Origin of the sequence: Isoptericola nanjingensis (genome assembly GCF_050311635.1) — a bacterium.
Taxonomy (GTDB): Bacteria; Actinomycetota; Actinomycetes; order Actinomycetales; family Cellulomonadaceae; genus Isoptericola; species Isoptericola nanjingensis.
The window spans coordinates 143,900-158,223 of the sequence record NZ_JBNOZL010000010.1 but is presented as its reverse complement, the minus strand read 5'-3'; the positions used below and the strand labels follow the sequence as shown (position 1 = coordinate 158,223).

Below are 14,324 nucleotides of genomic sequence, written 5' to 3'. Positions count from 1 at the left end.
CGACTCGCCCGCGGGCTCCGTCCCGATACCATCGGAGCACGATGGACGAGAGCCGATATCGCGCGGGGTCGCCCGCGCCGTCCCGCCTGGCCACCCCGCCGCCCCGCCGCCCGGCCGCGCCGCGCCGCACGACCGGGAGCCGCCCGTGCTAGGCGACGTCCTCATGATCGTGCTGGGCGTGGTGCTCACCGCGGGCACCGCGGTGTTCGTCGCCAGCGAGTTCTCCCTCGTCACCCTCGACCCGGCCGTCCTCGGGGCCGACGACGAGGAGGGCGACAGTCCCTCGCCCGGCCACGACACCGCGCGCCCGTCGGACCGACGGGACCGTGCCGTCCGCGCCGGGCTCAAGCACCTGTCCACGGAGCTCAGCTCCGCCCAGGTCGGCATCACCATCACCACGATCCTGCTGGGCTACACCGCCCAGCCGGCGCTGCTGTCCCTGTTCTCCGAGGCGTTCGCCGCCACGGCGATGGGGCAGGGCGTCGCCGGGGTGCTCGCGGTCGTGCTGGCCCTCGTGGTCGTCAACGCGTTCTCGATGCTGTTCGGCGAGCTGATCCCGAAGAACTTCGCGCTGTCCGCCCCGCACGCGACGGCGCGGCTGGTCGTCCCCGTGCAGCGCGTGTTCACCATGCTGTTCCGGCCGCTCATCGCCGTGCTCAACGGCTCGGCCAACGCGCTGCTGCGCAGGGTCGGGGTCGAGCCTCGCGAGGAGCTGTCCGGCGCGCGGTCGTCCTCGGAGCTGCTGTCGCTCGTCCGACGTTCGGCGCAGGAGGGCACGCTCGACCAGTCGGTCGCGACCCTGCTCACCAACTCCCTCGAGCTCGACGAGCTGTCGGCGCGCGACGTCATGACCGACCGCATGCGGATGGCCGTCGTCGAGCGCGACACGACGGCCGCCGAGGTCGTGGCCCTCGCCCGGCGCACCGGCCACTCCCGGTTCCCGGTGATCGGCGTGGACCGCGACGACGTCGTCGGCCTCGTGCACCTGCGCCGCGCCGTCGGCGTGCCGCACGACCGCCGCGCCGAGGTGCCGGCCGCCGCGCTCATGGTCGACGCGCCACGCGTCCCGGAGACGGTCCGGCTCGGGCCGCTCCTCGTCGAGCTCCGGGGTCTCGGGCTGCAGATGGCCGTGGTCGTCGACGAGTACGGCGGCACCTCGGGCATCGTCACGCTCGAGGACGTCGTCGAGGAGCTCGTCGGCGACGTCGCCGACGAGCACGACCCGCGCCGCGCCGGGGTGGTGCGCGGCGCCGACGGGTCGTGGGTCGTGCCCGGGGTGCTGCGCCCCGACGAGCTGGAGGAGCGCACCGGCCTGGTGGTGCCCGAGGGGCCGGCCTACGAGACGCTCGGCGGCCTGGTCATGGCGGTGCTGGGGAGGGTGCCCGAGGTGGGCGACGAGGTCGAGACCGACGGCGTGCTGCTGCGCGTCGAGGCGATGGACGCGCGGCGCGTCGAGCGGCTGCGCGTGCTCGCCGTCGACCCGGCCGGGACCCGGCACGGGGAGATGGGCCGATGAGCACCGGGACCGCCCTGCTGATCGGCGTGCTGCTGCTCGCCGGCAACGCGTTCTTCGTCGGCGCCGAGTTCGCCGTCATCTCCGCGCGCCGCAGCGCCATCGAGCCGCGGGCCGAGGCCGGCGACCGACGCGCCCGCACCGCCCTGTGGGCGATGGAGCACGTCTCCCTCATGCTCGCGTGCGCGCAGCTCGGGGTCACCGTGTGCTCCACCGGCCTGGGCATCGTCGCGGAGCCCGCCCTCGCCCACCTGCTCGAGGTGCCCTTCGAGGCCCTGGGGGTCCCCGAGGCGCTGCTGCACCCCGTCTCGCTCGTCCTGGCGCTCGCGATCGTCGTGTACCTGCACGTGGTGCTCGGCGAGATGGTGCCCAAGAACCTCGCCGTCGCCGGCCCGGAGACGGCCGCCCTCTGGTTCGCGCCGCCGCTGGTGCTGCTCGGCCGGGCCGTGCGCCCCGTGATCGCGGCGCTCAACTGGGTCGCGAACCATGCCGTGCGGCTCGCGGGGGTCGAGCCGAAGGACGAGGTCGCCTCCGCGTTCACGGCGCAGGAGGTGCAGTCGATCGTCGAGCACTCGCAGGCCGAGGGCGTGCTCCGCGACGAGCAGGGCCTCCTGGCCGGGGCCATCGAGTTCTCCTCGCGCACCGCGGGCGACGTCATGGTGGCCGTGGACGAGCTGGTCACCGTCGACCCGCGCACCACGCCCGACGACGTCGAGCACCTCGTCGCGCGCACCGGCTTCAGCCGGTTCCCCGTGCGGGGCGACGACGACGCCCTGCGCGGCTACCTGCACCTCAAGGACGTCCTGTACGCGTCGAACGGCGACCGGTTCGACCCGGTGCCGGCGTGGCGCGTGCGCGCGCTCGCGTCCGTGCGGCCGGCCGACGAGGTGGAGGACGCGCTGCGCGCCATGCAGCGCTCCGGGGCGCACCTGGCCCGCGTCGAGGGACCCGACGGCGTCCTCGGCGTCGTGTTCCTCGAGGACATCCTCGAGGAGCTCGTGGGCGAGGTGCGCGACGCGATGCAGCGCCGACCGTGAGCAGGGTGGACACCCTCCCACGCCGCCTGGCCCTGGCCGCGGCCTGACCGCCTGTGGACGGGGACTTGGCGGGGGCGCCCGACCCCGTTATGGTTCCGTGACGGATCGCCTCGTCGGTCGCGTGCAGGGCACGCGACGCCGGGCGGTCCGTGTTCTGGTCCGAGGAGCACGGGCGACCATGGCGGCCGCCCGGAGCACGAGCGCGGAGGTGCCGTGGAGGCGACGTCGCAGGGTGACGCAGCCGCGCCGCGCTCCCGTCGCGAGATGCGGGAGGCCGAGCTCGCCCGGGCCGGCAAGAAGCCCCGCAAGCGCCCCGCTGCCGCCCGCGGCGACCGCTCCGGCGGCCGGCATGCCGCCCCCGCGGGGCACGCCTGGGTCACCCGACTGACGGTGCTCGGCTCGCTCGCCGCCGCCACCATCGCCGCACCCCTCGTCACCGACGGCCAGGCGCACGGCGGTACCCCGTTCGACCTCGACACCCAGCCCACCGGCCCCTCCACGCTGGCGCTCCTCGAGCATGGCGTCGAGACCCCCCGCACCTCCCAGGGCATCGCCGCCGCACCCCGTGACGTGCGCGTCGAGGCGTCCGCCGCCAGTCGTACCGCCGAGCGCAGCCCTCTGCCGGGCTGCGACTCCGGGGCCTCCATCGACGGCGGCAACGGCAGCCTCGCCGACCACTCGCTCTGCGACATCTGGCAGCCGGGCGAGAAGCTGCGCGCCGACGCCGCCGTCGCCCTCAGCGCCCTCAACGAGGCGTTCCGCGTCCGCTTCGGCCGCGACCTGTGCCTCGTCGACAGCTACCGCTCCATCTCCTCCCAGTACGCCGTCAAGGCCAGCCGCGGCTACCTCGCCGCCACCCCCGGCACGTCCATGCACGGGTGGGGGCTCGCAATCGACCTGTGCGGCGACGAGTACCGCTCCAGCGAGGTCTACGGGTGGCTGTGGGAGAACGGGCCGGCGTACGGGTGGGAGAACCCGCCGTGGGCGCAGCGGGGTGGCATGGGGAACTACGAGCCCTGGCACTTCGAGTACAAGCCCGGTGTGGTGGAGATCACGCCCTGGCACTGAGCCCTCTGTGGTGCTCCCTTGCTCACGGCCGCGGGAGGTGCAGGATCCTTCGCGCGGTCGCGTTCGCGCGCCCCAGGGGGCGCTCCACTTCGGGAGGGATACGACCGCGCGAAGGATCCTGCACCTCCCGCTCTCCTGAACGCTCGCCCTGCGCGACGACGGCGTCCACCGTCCCGCCGCTCCGGCGTCGGCTCTCACGGACCCCCGCCCGTGCGTGCGAAGGGTGGGCGCACGGGCGGCGCAGGGCTCTGTGGGCTGTCAGGTGGTGATCGTGGTGTTGCCGCCGAAGTCGTCGCGGAAGCGGGGGCCCTGGGTGGCGAGCTCCTGGGCGTAGGCGGCGGACCACCCGCGGAAGGGGTCGACGGCGAGGGACTCGTTGGAGAAGCGGCGGTCGTCGGTGAGCTCGGTGACGCAGAAGTCGGGGATCTGGAGGTCCGTGACCGGGCCCGAGCGCTCGCACTCGGCGACGATGAGCGGGGCGTTGGCGCCGCCGAAGACGTCGATCGACCAGCCGTCGGCGCCCAGCCAGGCCGCGTAGCGCGTCTTGATGACCTGGGCGCCGCCGCGGCGCACCAGCTCCGCGCCGACGTCCGGCTCGAGCGGGCGCTCCGCCTCGTACCGGGTGCCGCCCACCGACGGGCCCTTGACCGTGACCGCGGCGAAGTCGACGCGCGAGCGGTAGAGCTCGAGGACGTCCCGCGCGTCGCTGTCGGGGCCCAGCCGTGCCTCGACGCCCGTGGCCTGCACCCGCACGCGCAGCGCGTAGCCGCCGTCGGACAGGAAGTAGGACTGGACGATCAGAGCGGGGGCGTCGCGCAGCGCGTCCGGCAGCTCGCGGACGAAGAACCGGCGCTCGAACTCGAAGTCGGAGTAGTCGGCGGACATGACTGCGAGCCTAGTGCGCCGCGGCGACGGTCCGGTCCCGCGGCCCGGTGGTGTCGTTCAGGTGCGCCGCGCGCGCAGCACGCCCGTGCGCATCGGCAGGGTGAACTCGCCCTGCGCCGTCTCCGGCCGGTCCGCGAGATAGGCGCGGATCCGCCCGGTCGTGGCCGCGCGCTCCGCCTCCGGCATGACGAGCATCCCGGCGCGGGTCGCGAGCGTCGCGACGAGCGAGTCGGCGGTGCGGCGCTGCCCGTGCGGGAACTCGGCCCGCTCCGCCCGGGCCGACCACGCCTCCCCGGCGGGCGGGAGCAGGCCGGCGGTCGCGCGGCGCCAGGCGGTCGGTGTGTCCCGTGGCCCCACGGCCGCGCTCCCGCTCACGTCGGCGAGCCCGGCGACCCAGGCGACGTCGTCGTCCAGGAGGTTCCAGAGCCCGGCCAGGACGCCGCCGGGGGCGAGCACGCGGGCGATCTCGGGCCCCGCGACCGCCGGGTCGAACCAGTGCAGGGCGTTGCCCGCGAGCACGGCGTCGACGGAGCCGTCGGGCAGCGGGATCGACTCGGCGCTGCCCGCCAGGGCGCGGACGGCCGGCAGGCCCCGCCGCAGCTCGGCCAGCATCGCCGGGTCCGGCTCGACGGCGACGACCTCCGCGCCCGGGGCGACGGCCGGGTCGAGCAGGGTGGCGGTGAGCTTGCCCGTCCCCGCGCCGAGGTCGAGCACCCGCGGGCCCGGCGCCGCCCGCAGCGTCCAGCGCACCGCGGCCGCCGCGTAGTCCGGGCGGTGCTCGGCGTACGCGACGGCCGCCGCACCGAAGGACGACGCGGGGCGTGCGGCGTCCCGGTCGGCGCTCACCGGTCCGCGGGGCCGGGCACCTCGCGGCGCTCGGGACCGACGTAGGCCGAGAGGGGGCGGATGAGGGCGTTGGCGGCCTGCTGCTCCATGATGTGCGCCGTCCAGCCCGTGACGCGGGCGGCGACGAACAACGGCGTGAACGTGGCCGTCTCGAAGCCCATGAGGTGGTAGGCCGGGCCCGACGGGTAGTCGAGGTTCGGGTAGATGCCCTTGCGGCGCACGAACTCGGACTCCAGCGCGTCGTAGAGGGCGGCCAGGTCAGGGCGGTCGTAGTGCTCGACCAGGGTGTCGAGGGCGGCCTTCATGGTCGGCACGCGCGAGTCGCCGTGCTTGTAGACCCGGTGCCCGAAGCCCATGATCTTGCGCTTGGCGTCGAGCGCCTCGTCGAGCCAGGACGCCGCACGCTCGGCGGTGCCGATCTCGGCGAGCGTCTCCATGACCGCCTCGTTGGCGCCGCCGTGCAGCGGCCCCTTGAGCGCCGCGATCGCGCCCACGACGGCCGAGTGCAGGTCGCTGAGCGTGGACGTGATGACGCGCGCCGTGAACGTGGAGGCGTTGAACGAGTGCTCGGCGTACAGGATCATCGAACGGTTGAACGCGTCGGCCACGACGGGGTCCGGCTCGACCTCGAAGGTCATCCAGAGGAAGTTCGCGGAGAAGTCCAGGTCGTCGCGCGGGGCGACCGGCTCCAGTCCCTGGCGGCGGCGCTGCCCGTACGCGACGACGGCCGGCAGGGCCGCGAACAGCCGCACGCTGCGCTCGAGGTTGACGTCCGGGTCGGCGGCCGCCTCCAGGGCCGTGAGGCCCGCAGCCTCGCGCGCGCCGACGACGCTCACCGCCGTGCGCACCTCGTCCATCGGGTGCGCGGTGAGGGGCAGCAGGTCGATGGCGGCGCGCACGTCGTCGGCGAGCGGGCGGTGCTCGCGCTCGGTCGCGCGCAGCGCGTCCAGCTCGTCGGGCGTGGGCAGCTCGCCGTGCCACAGCAGCCACGCGACCGCCTCGAACGGACGGGTCGCCGCCAGGTCCTGGACCGGGTAGCCGCGGTACAGCAGGGAGTTGGTCTCGGGGTCCACCTTGGAGACGGCCGTCACGTCGGCGACCACCCCCGCCAGCCCGCGTCGGACCTCGGGCTCGGACCCGGTGTGCTCTGTCATCGATGCTCCTTCGCTGCGATGTGCTGCGGTGCGTGCTGCGGCGGCGCTCAGCCGTGCAGGTTGTCGTCCAGGCTGAAGTCGAAGACGCCGGTGTCGAACGCCGAGTAGGCGCCGTAGTCGAGCAGCTCGTAGAGCCGGGCGCGGGTCTGCATGTGCTCGACCTGCCCCGTCAGCGAGCCCTCGGCGCGCAGGGCGTCCAGGCCGCGCTCGGCGGCGCCCATCGCGAGGCGCAGCAGCGAGACCGGGTAGATGACGAGGGCGACGCCCGCGTCGGCGAGCTGCGTCGTCGTGAACAGCTCGGACTTGCCGAACTCGGTCATGTTGGCCAGCACGGGGACGTCGACGGCGCTCGCGACGGCCTCGAACTCGGCCAGGTCGCGCATCGCCTCGGGGAAGATCGCGTCCGCGCCCGCGTCGACGAGCGCCTTCGCGCGGGCGACGGCGGTCGCGAGCCCCGCCACGGCGCGCACGTCGGTGCGGGCCATGACGAGCAGGTTCTCGTCGCGCCGCGCGGCGACGGCGGCGCGCACCCGTTGCAGGGCCGTCGGCTCGTCCACGACCTGCTTGCCGTCGAGGTGCCCGCAGCGCTTGGGGTTCACCTGGTCCTCGACGTGCAGCCCCGCGACGCCCGCGTCCTCCAGCGTCTGCACGGTCCTGGCCATGTTCATCGCCTCGCCGAAGCCGGTGTCGGCGTCCACGAGCGTCGGCAGGTCGGTCATGCGCGCGATCTGCCCCGCGCGGGTCGCGACCTCGGTGAGGGTGGTCAGCCCGACGTCGGGCAGCCCCAGGTCGGCGGCGACCACTGCGCCCGAGACGTACACGCCGTCGAACCCCTTGTCCTGGATCAGCCGCGCGGCGAGCGGGTTGAACGCGCCGGGCAGCTGCAGGAGCTCGCCGGAGCGCAGCCGCTCGCGGAACGCGGCGCGCTTGGCGGCGGGGGTGGTGGTCGTGTAGAGCACGGTCGCCCTCCGGGTCTCAGAACGGGTCTCAGAAGATGCCGCGCGCGACCGGGTGGGTCGCGAGCGGGTCGGCGAGCGGCGTGACGGTGAGACCGGACAGCTCGTCGGCGGACAGCTCCGGCAGCCGCTGCGCGAGGTCGAGGAACCGCTCGGTCTCCTCGTCGGCGAGCACCCCGGCGGCCAGCGTGCGGAACTTCGCCACGTACTGCTCGCGGGCGAACGGGCGCGCGCCCAGCGGGTGCGCGTCCGCGACGGCGATCTCCTCGACGACGCGCGAGCCGTCCGTGAGCTCGATCTCCACGCGACCGCCGAAGGACTTCTCGTCCGGGTCGCTCGAGTGGTACCGGCGGGTCCACTCGGCGTCCTCGGCCGTGGTGACCTTGCGCCACAGGTCCACGGTGTCCGGGCGGGCGGCGCGCTCGGGGGCGTAGCTGCCGACGTGGTCCCAGGCGCCGTCCTGCAGCGCGACCGTGAAGATGTACGGGATCGAGTGGTCGAGCGTCTCGCGGCTGGCCGTGGGGTCGTACTTCTGCGGGTCGCCGGAGCCGGAGCCGATCACGTAGTGCGTGTGGTGGCTCGTGTGCAGCACGACGGCGACGACGTTCGCCGGGTCGCGCAGCTCGGGCCGCTCGGTGCCGAGGCGGCGCGCGAGGTCGATCCACGCCTGCGCCTGGTACTCGGCCGAGTGCTCCTTGGTGTACGTGTCGAGGATGGCGCGCCGCGCCTCGCCGGCGGCCGGGAGCGGCACCGTGTAGCGGGCGTCGGGCCCGTCGAGCAGCCAGGCGATCACGCCGTCCTCGCCCTCGTAGATCGGGCTGGGGGAGGTCTGCCCGCGCATCGCGCGGTCCGCGGCCTCCACGGCCATCTTGCCCGCGAACGCGGGGGCGTGGGCCTTCCACGTGGAGATCTCGCCCTTGCGCGACTGCCGCGTCGCCGTCGTCGTGTGCAGGGCCTGGCCGACCGCCTGGTAGATGGTCTCCGCGGGCAGGCCGAGCAGCGTGCCGATGCCCGCCGCGGCCGACGGGCCGAGGTGGGCGACGTGGTCGATCTTGTGCGCGTGCAGGCTGATGCCCTTGACGAGGTCCACCTGGATCTCGTACCCCGTGACGATCCCGCGCAGCAGCTCCGCACCGCTGCGGCCCAGGTGCTGCGCGACGGCGAGCAGGGGCGGGATGTTGTCGCCAGGGTGCGAGTACTCGGCCGCGAGGAACGTGTCGTGGTAGTCCAGCTCCCGCACGGCGACGCCGTTCGCCCAGGCCGCCCACTCGGGGCTGGTCCGCCCGGGGGAGCCGAAGACCGTCGAGCCCGCGCCGCCGCGGGAGACCGGGTGCGCCTCCGCCTGCGCGCGGGCCGCGAGGATCGGGCCGCGGCCCAGCGACGCCGTCGCCACCGCGGCGTTGTCGATCACACGGTTGATCACCATGTCGGTGACCTCCGGGGCGGGCTCGAGCTGCTCGGCCGCGACCTCCGCGATCTTCCACGCGAGCTGCCCCTCGCGGGGCAGCGGCTCGTCGGAGCGGTAGACGCGGACCTCGTGGTCGATCATGCGGGGAGTCCTCCCTGTGCAGGCCTCGGCAGACATCGTGTGCGGGCGTCGTCGCCGCCCGTGTCCGGGCCGCTCCGAGAACGTAACGCCCGGTGAGCGCCGGGTCCAGCGAGCGGTGGCGGGCGGCCGTCGCCCGGACGGCGGTGCGAGGGCGCTTCTCGAGCCCTGTGGCGGGCTTCACGAATACCGTGTCAAGGAATGGTGTCGCCGCAGGTGAGGGCGTCGCGCCGAGGGCACTTCCGGGCCCTTGGTTGCCCAGCCGAACTTGATTCTCGGTCAAGGATCGGTAACGTGGCCGCCCATGTTCGGGCTCGGCGTCCGCCCTCGTGGCGGGCGCCGGCTCCCTGTCACGGGCCGGGCCGCTGCGTTCACACCGCGTGCGCGCCGCGCCGGCCACGGAAGGAAACATGACCGCCGTACTCCCTCAGGAACCGACCGGCACCACTCCCGAGAACGCTCCGGCCACCCGGGCCGCGCGTCGCAGGCTCCGCGTCTCCGACGTCACCGTCGTGGACAACTCCATGCTCAAGAAGACGATCGGCGGCACCGCCGTCGGTAACCTCATGGAGTGGTACGACGTGGGCGTCTACGGCTACCTGGCCGTGACGATGGGTGCCGTGTTCCTGCCGCAGGCGTCGTCCGGCGTGCAGATCCTCTTCTCCCTCGGCGTGTTCGCCGCCACGTACGTGGCGCGCCCGCTGGGCGGCATCGTCTGCGGCCGCATCGGCGACAAGGTCGGCCGCCAGAAGGTGCTGGCCTTCACGCTCGTGATGATGGCGGCCTCGACGTTCCTCATCGGGCTGCTGCCGACCTACGGCGTCCTCGGCGTCGCGGCGCCGCTGCTGCTCGTGCTCCTCAAGGTGGTGCAGGGCTTCTCCACCGGCGGTGAGTACGCCGGCGTCACGACCTTCGTCGCCGAGCACGCCCCCGACCGCCGTCGCGGCTGGGCCGCGTCGTTCCTCGACTTCGGCAGCTACCTCGGCTTCGCGCTCGGCGCGGTCGTCGTGACGGTGCTGCAGGTGACGCTGGGCGAGCAGGCCATGCTCGACGGCGGGTGGCGGATCCCGTTCCTGGTCGCCGGCCCGATCGGCGCGTTCGCCGTGTGGTTCCGCCTGAAGATCGAGGAGTCCCCGGCGTTCCAGGCGCAGCAGGTCGCGGCCGAGGCCGCCAAGACGCACGGCGTCGAGACGCCCGCGCCCGCCGACGTCACGCTGCGCTCGCAGTGGCGCCCGCTCGCGGTCGCCATGGTGCTCGTGGCCGTCGCCAACACCGCCGGCTACGCCCTGACGAGCTACATGCCGACCTACCTCACGGACACCCTCGGCTACGAGGCGACGGCGGGCACCCTGCTGACCGTGCCCGTGCTGGTGCTGCTCGCCGTGATGATCCTCGTGGCCGGCCCGATCAGCGACCGCGTCGGCCGCCGTCCGCTGCTGTGGTTCGGCGCGGGCTCGCTCGCGGTGCTCGCGGCCCCGGCCTTCCTGCTCCTGGCGATGGGCCACGTGTGGTCCACGATCCTGGGCCTCGTGCTCATGGCGGTCCCGGTGGCGTGCATGGTCGGCGTGCAGGCGGCGACGCTGCCCGCGATGTTCCCCACCTCCGTGCGCTACCGCTCGATGGGCCTGGCCTACAACGTCTCGCTCGCGATCTTCGGCGGCACGACCCCGCTGATCGTGGAGTCGCTGACGCAGGCCACCGGCTCGAGCATGGCCCCGGCCTACTACCTGATGGGCTTCGCGCTCGTGGGTGCGGTCGCCGTCGGCTTCGTCAAGGAGAGCGCCGGCAAGCCGCTGCCGGGCTCGATGCCGTCGGTCGACACCGACGCCGAGGCCAAGGCGCTCGTGAAGACGCAGGAGAAGAACCCGGACCTCGACCTCGACACCATGCCGCTGGGCGGCCTCGCCGGGGCGCGCTGAGCCGCCGGGCCGACTCTGACGTAGCGATCGGTCGCCGTCCCGTCGCGGGACGGCGACCGATCGCGACGTCGGGGTCGAGGGAGAACGAAGAACGAAGAACGGCCCTGGTCGATGACCAGGGCCGTTCTCTCGTGGTGCGCCTGAAGGGATTCGAACCCCCGACCTTCTGCTCCGGAGGCAGACGCTCTATCCACTGAGCTACAGGCGCGGGCGCCGGACGGAAAACCGCTCGGCACGGTGCACGAGACTACCAGCACCTGAGCGCCGGACGGCACACGGCGGACGATCCCACCACGACGGCGAGCACCTGGCGGCCCGCCGCCTTTGTAGAATCGCCCGGTGACCCCCGACGAGCTCTCCGGAGCACTCAGCGCTGCCCTCGCCTCGGCCGTGGCCGACGGCACCCTCGCCCTGCCCGCCGACGCCGTCCCGGCCTCGGTGCACGTGGAGCGACCCCGGCAGCGCGAGCACGGGGACTGGGCCACCAACGTGGCGCTGCAGCTCGCGAAGAAGGCGGGCACCACGCCGCGCGCGCTCGCGGAGGACCTGGCGGCCCGCCTCGCGGCGACGCCGGGGATCAAGGCGGCCGACGTCGCCGGCCCGGGATTCCTCAACATCACGCTCGAGGCGGGCGCCGCGGGCGAGCTCGCCCGCACGATCGTCACCGCCGGAGACGCGTACGGCCGCACCGACGCCCTCGCGGGCCAGGTGCACAACCTCGAGTTCATCTCCGCCAACCCGACGGGCCCGCTGCACATCGGCCACACCCGCTGGGCGGCGCTCGGCGACGCGCTCGCGCGGATCATGCGAGCGGCCGGCGCCGACGTGACGGCCGAGTACTACATCAACGACGCGGGCGCGCAGATGGACAAGTTCGCCGCGTCGATCCTCGCCCGCGCGAAGGGCGAGGACGTGCCCGAGGGCGGGTACCCCGGCGAGTACGTCGCCGAGCGCGCCGCCGAGGTGCTCGAGCAGGAGCCCGACCTCCTGTCGCTCCCGGCGGACGAGGCCCTCACGACCGCGCGCGAGCTCGGCTACCAGGCCCAGCTCGAGGCGATCCGCCGCACCCTCGACGCGTTCGGCGTGCACTTCGACGTCTGGTTCTCCGAGCGCACGCTGCACGACTCGGGCGCCGTGGAGCAGGCGGTCGCCCGCCTGCGCGAGCAGGGGCACGTCTTCGACGTCGACGGCGCGGTGTGGCTGCGCACCACGGACTTCGCGGACGACAAGGACCGCGTGATGATCCGCGCGAACGGCGAGCCCACCTACTTCGCCGCCGACGCCGCGTACTACCTGTCGAAGAAGGACCGCGGGTTCCCGGGCAAGATCTACCTGCTCGGCGCCGACCACCACGGGTACATCAACCGGCTCAAGGCCATCGCCGCCTGCGCGGGCGACGACCCGGAGGCGAACATCGAGGTGCTCATCGGCCAGCTCGTCAACATCGGCGGCGAGCGGATGGGCAAGCGCCGCGGCAACGCCCTGTACATGGACGACCTCATCGAGTGGCTGGGCTCCGACCCGCTGCGGTACTCGCTCGCGCGCTACCCCGCGGACTCGCCGCTGTCGCTGTCGGGCGAGGAGATGCTCAAGCAGAGCAACGACAACCCCGTCTACTACGTGCAGTACGCGCACTCGCGCACCTGCGCCGTCGACCGGAACGCGGCCGACCGCGACGTCGCGCGTGTCGCGGCCGACGGCTCCGACGCCTTCGACCCCGCCCTGCTCACGCACGAGACCGAGGCGGCGCTGGTCGGCGCGCTCACCGAGTTCCCGCGGATCGTCACGCAGGCGGCCGAGCTGCGCGAGCCGCACCGCGTCGCGCGCTACCTCGAGTCCCTCGCCGCGGACTACCACAAGTGGTACCAGGAGTGCCGCGTGACGCCGTACCCGGACGAGGAGGTCACCGACACGCACCGCACGCGCCTGTGGCTGAACGACGCGGTGCGCCAGGTGCTGGCGAACGGCCTCGACCTGCTCGGCGTCTCCGCCCCGGAGCGGATGTGACCGGGGCCGGGAACCAGGCCACGACGGGCGTGCTCGGGGTCCCCTGGTCGACGGGCGTGCGCCGCCGCGACGACGGCGTCGTCGAGGTGGGCGGGGTCGGCGTGGACGCGCTGGCGGCCCAGCAGGGCACCCCCGCCTACGTCCTCGACGAGGCCGACTTCCGGGCCCGCGCCCGCGGCTACCGCACGGCGTTCGCGACGGCGTTCGCCGAGGTGGGCACCGGCGTCGACGTCTACTACGCGGGCAAGGCGCTGCTCACCGTCGCCGTGGCCCGCTGGGCGCGCGAGGAGGGCCTGCGCGTCGACACGGCGTCCGGCGGCGAGCTCGCCGTCGCGCTGCGCGCCGGTGTCCCCGGCGCCGAGATCGGCCTGCACGGCAACAACAAGTCGGACGCCGAGATCCTCGCGGCACTCGACGCGGGCGTCGGCCGCATCATCGTCGACTCGCTCGTCGAGATCGACAGGGTGGCGGCGCTCGCCGGCTCCCGCGGGCTCGTGGCTCCCGTCATGGTGCGCGTCACGACCGGCGTGCACGCGGGCGGGCACGAGTACATCTCCACCGCGCACGAGGACCAGAAGTTCGGCCTCTCGGTGAACCCGGGTCCGGACGGGGGAGACGGGCCCGCGATGCGCGCGCTGCTCGCGGCCGTCGAGCGCCCGGAGCTGCACCTGCTGGGCATCCACTCGCACATCGGCTCGCAGATCCTCGACCCGGCGGGCTTCGAGGCGGCGGCGCGCGTCGTGCTGCGGCTGCGCGCCGAGCTCGCGGAGCGCACGGGCGTGCTGGTCGGCGAGGTGGACCTCGGCGGCGGGTACGGCATCGCGTACCTGCCGGGGGAGGTGCCGCTCGACCCGGACCGCATCGCGAAGGACGTGGCGAGCGCGGTGGCGGCCGTCTGCGCCGAGCTGGGCACTCCGCTGCCCCGGATCTCGATCGAGCCGGGCCGCGCCATCGTCGGCCCCGCGGGGCTGACGCTCTACACGGTCGGCACGGTGAAGCCGGTCGCGCTCGACGACGGCCGTGTCCGCACCTACGTCTCGGTCGACGGCGGCATGAGCGACAACATCCGCCCGGCGCTGTACGAGGCGCAGTACCACGCGGAGCTCGTGGGCCGGACCTCGGCGGCGGAGCCCGTGCTCGCGCGCGTCGTCGGCAAGCACTGCGAGAGCGGTGACATCGTCGTGCACGAGACCTGGCTGCCCGGCGACGTGCGCGACGGCGACCTGCTCGCCGTCGCCGCGACCGGCGCGTACGGGCGCTCGATGGCGTCGAACTACAACCTGCTGACCCGCCCGCCCGTGGTCGCCGTCTCAGGCGGCGCGTCGCGCGTCCTGGTGCGGCGCGAGACGGTCGACGACCTGCTCGCGCTCGACCTGGGCTGACGGCCGTGGAC

Annotated in this window: 11 protein-coding genes and 1 tRNA gene; 6 read left to right on the top strand and 6 right to left on the bottom strand. The window is 74.1% G+C overall.

Annotation, left to right across the window (positions count from 1 at the left end; all coding sequences use genetic code 11):
- Window positions 1-145: 145 nt before the first annotated feature.
- The 3 genes from ACQP6G_RS20235 to ACQP6G_RS20225 all read left to right on the top strand — a co-directional run bounded on the left by ACQP6G_RS20235 (window position 146) and on the right by ACQP6G_RS20225 (window position 3,618).
- Entirely contained in the window at window positions 146-1,516 is a 1,371-nt protein-coding gene (locus ACQP6G_RS20235) for a hemolysin family protein (protein ID WP_429767040.1), read from the top strand.
- A complete protein-coding gene (locus tag ACQP6G_RS20230) occupies window positions 1,513-2,550 on the top strand; it encodes a hemolysin family protein (RefSeq protein ID WP_429767039.1) in 1,038 nt (345 codons plus the stop codon). The genes ACQP6G_RS20235 and ACQP6G_RS20230 overlap by 4 nt, the downstream gene beginning before the upstream one ends.
- A 213-nt stretch (window positions 2,551-2,763) precedes the next feature.
- Complete coding sequence (locus ACQP6G_RS20225; protein ID WP_429767038.1) at window positions 2,764-3,618, top strand: M15 family metallopeptidase; 855 nt, start codon at window positions 2,764-2,766, stop codon at window positions 3,616-3,618.
- A gap of 258 nt (window positions 3,619-3,876) precedes the next feature.
- On the opposite strand, the gene ACQP6G_RS20220 is transcribed toward ACQP6G_RS20225, so the two are convergent.
- Genes ACQP6G_RS20220 through ACQP6G_RS20200 form a run of 5 tightly spaced genes read right to left on the bottom strand, consistent with a single transcriptional unit; the run spans window position 3,877 to window position 9,008 of the window.
- Window positions 3,877-4,503: a CYTH domain-containing protein gene (locus tag ACQP6G_RS20220; protein ID WP_429767037.1), complete on the bottom strand. Its 627-nt coding sequence runs from the start codon at window positions 4,501-4,503 to the stop codon at window positions 3,877-3,879.
- A 57-nt stretch (window positions 4,504-4,560) separates the two neighbouring features.
- A complete protein-coding gene (locus ACQP6G_RS20215; RefSeq protein ID WP_429767035.1) occupies window positions 4,561-5,349 on the bottom strand; it encodes a class I SAM-dependent methyltransferase in 789 nt (262 codons plus the stop codon).
- On the bottom strand, window positions 5,346-6,503 hold the full coding sequence (locus ACQP6G_RS20210) for a bifunctional 2-methylcitrate synthase/citrate synthase (RefSeq protein WP_429767033.1): 1,158 nt from the start codon (window positions 6,501-6,503) through the stop codon (window positions 5,346-5,348). The genes ACQP6G_RS20215 and ACQP6G_RS20210 overlap by 4 nt, the downstream gene beginning before the upstream one ends.
- A gap of 47 nt (window positions 6,504-6,550) precedes the next feature.
- Entirely contained in the window at window positions 6,551-7,462 is a 912-nt protein-coding gene (prpB, locus tag ACQP6G_RS20205; RefSeq protein ID WP_429767032.1) for a methylisocitrate lyase, read from the bottom strand.
- 28 nt (window positions 7,463-7,490) lie between these two features.
- Window positions 7,491-9,008, bottom strand: a complete 1,518-nt coding sequence (locus tag ACQP6G_RS20200) for an MmgE/PrpD family protein (protein ID WP_429767031.1) — start codon at window positions 9,006-9,008, stop codon at window positions 7,491-7,493.
- 407 nt (window positions 9,009-9,415) lie between these two features.
- Between ACQP6G_RS20200 and ACQP6G_RS20195 the strand changes: the two genes are divergently transcribed.
- Window positions 9,416-10,924, top strand: a complete 1,509-nt coding sequence (locus tag ACQP6G_RS20195) for an MFS transporter (protein WP_429767029.1) — start codon at window positions 9,416-9,418, stop codon at window positions 10,922-10,924.
- 132 nt (window positions 10,925-11,056) lie between these two features.
- On the opposite strand, the gene ACQP6G_RS20190 is transcribed toward ACQP6G_RS20195, so the two are convergent.
- Window positions 11,057-11,132 (bottom strand) — tRNA-Arg (locus ACQP6G_RS20190).
- 131 nt (window positions 11,133-11,263) lie between these two features.
- Between ACQP6G_RS20190 and argS the strand changes: the two genes are divergently transcribed.
- Window positions 11,264-12,931, top strand: coding sequence for an arginine--tRNA ligase (argS, locus tag ACQP6G_RS20185; protein ID WP_429767028.1), 1,668 nt, complete (start codon window positions 11,264-11,266; stop codon window positions 12,929-12,931).
- Window positions 12,928-14,313, top strand: coding sequence for a diaminopimelate decarboxylase (lysA, locus tag ACQP6G_RS20180; protein WP_429767026.1), 1,386 nt, complete (start codon window positions 12,928-12,930; stop codon window positions 14,311-14,313). The genes argS and lysA overlap by 4 nt, the downstream gene beginning before the upstream one ends.
- The last annotated feature ends 11 nt before the right edge of the window (window positions 14,314-14,324 follow it).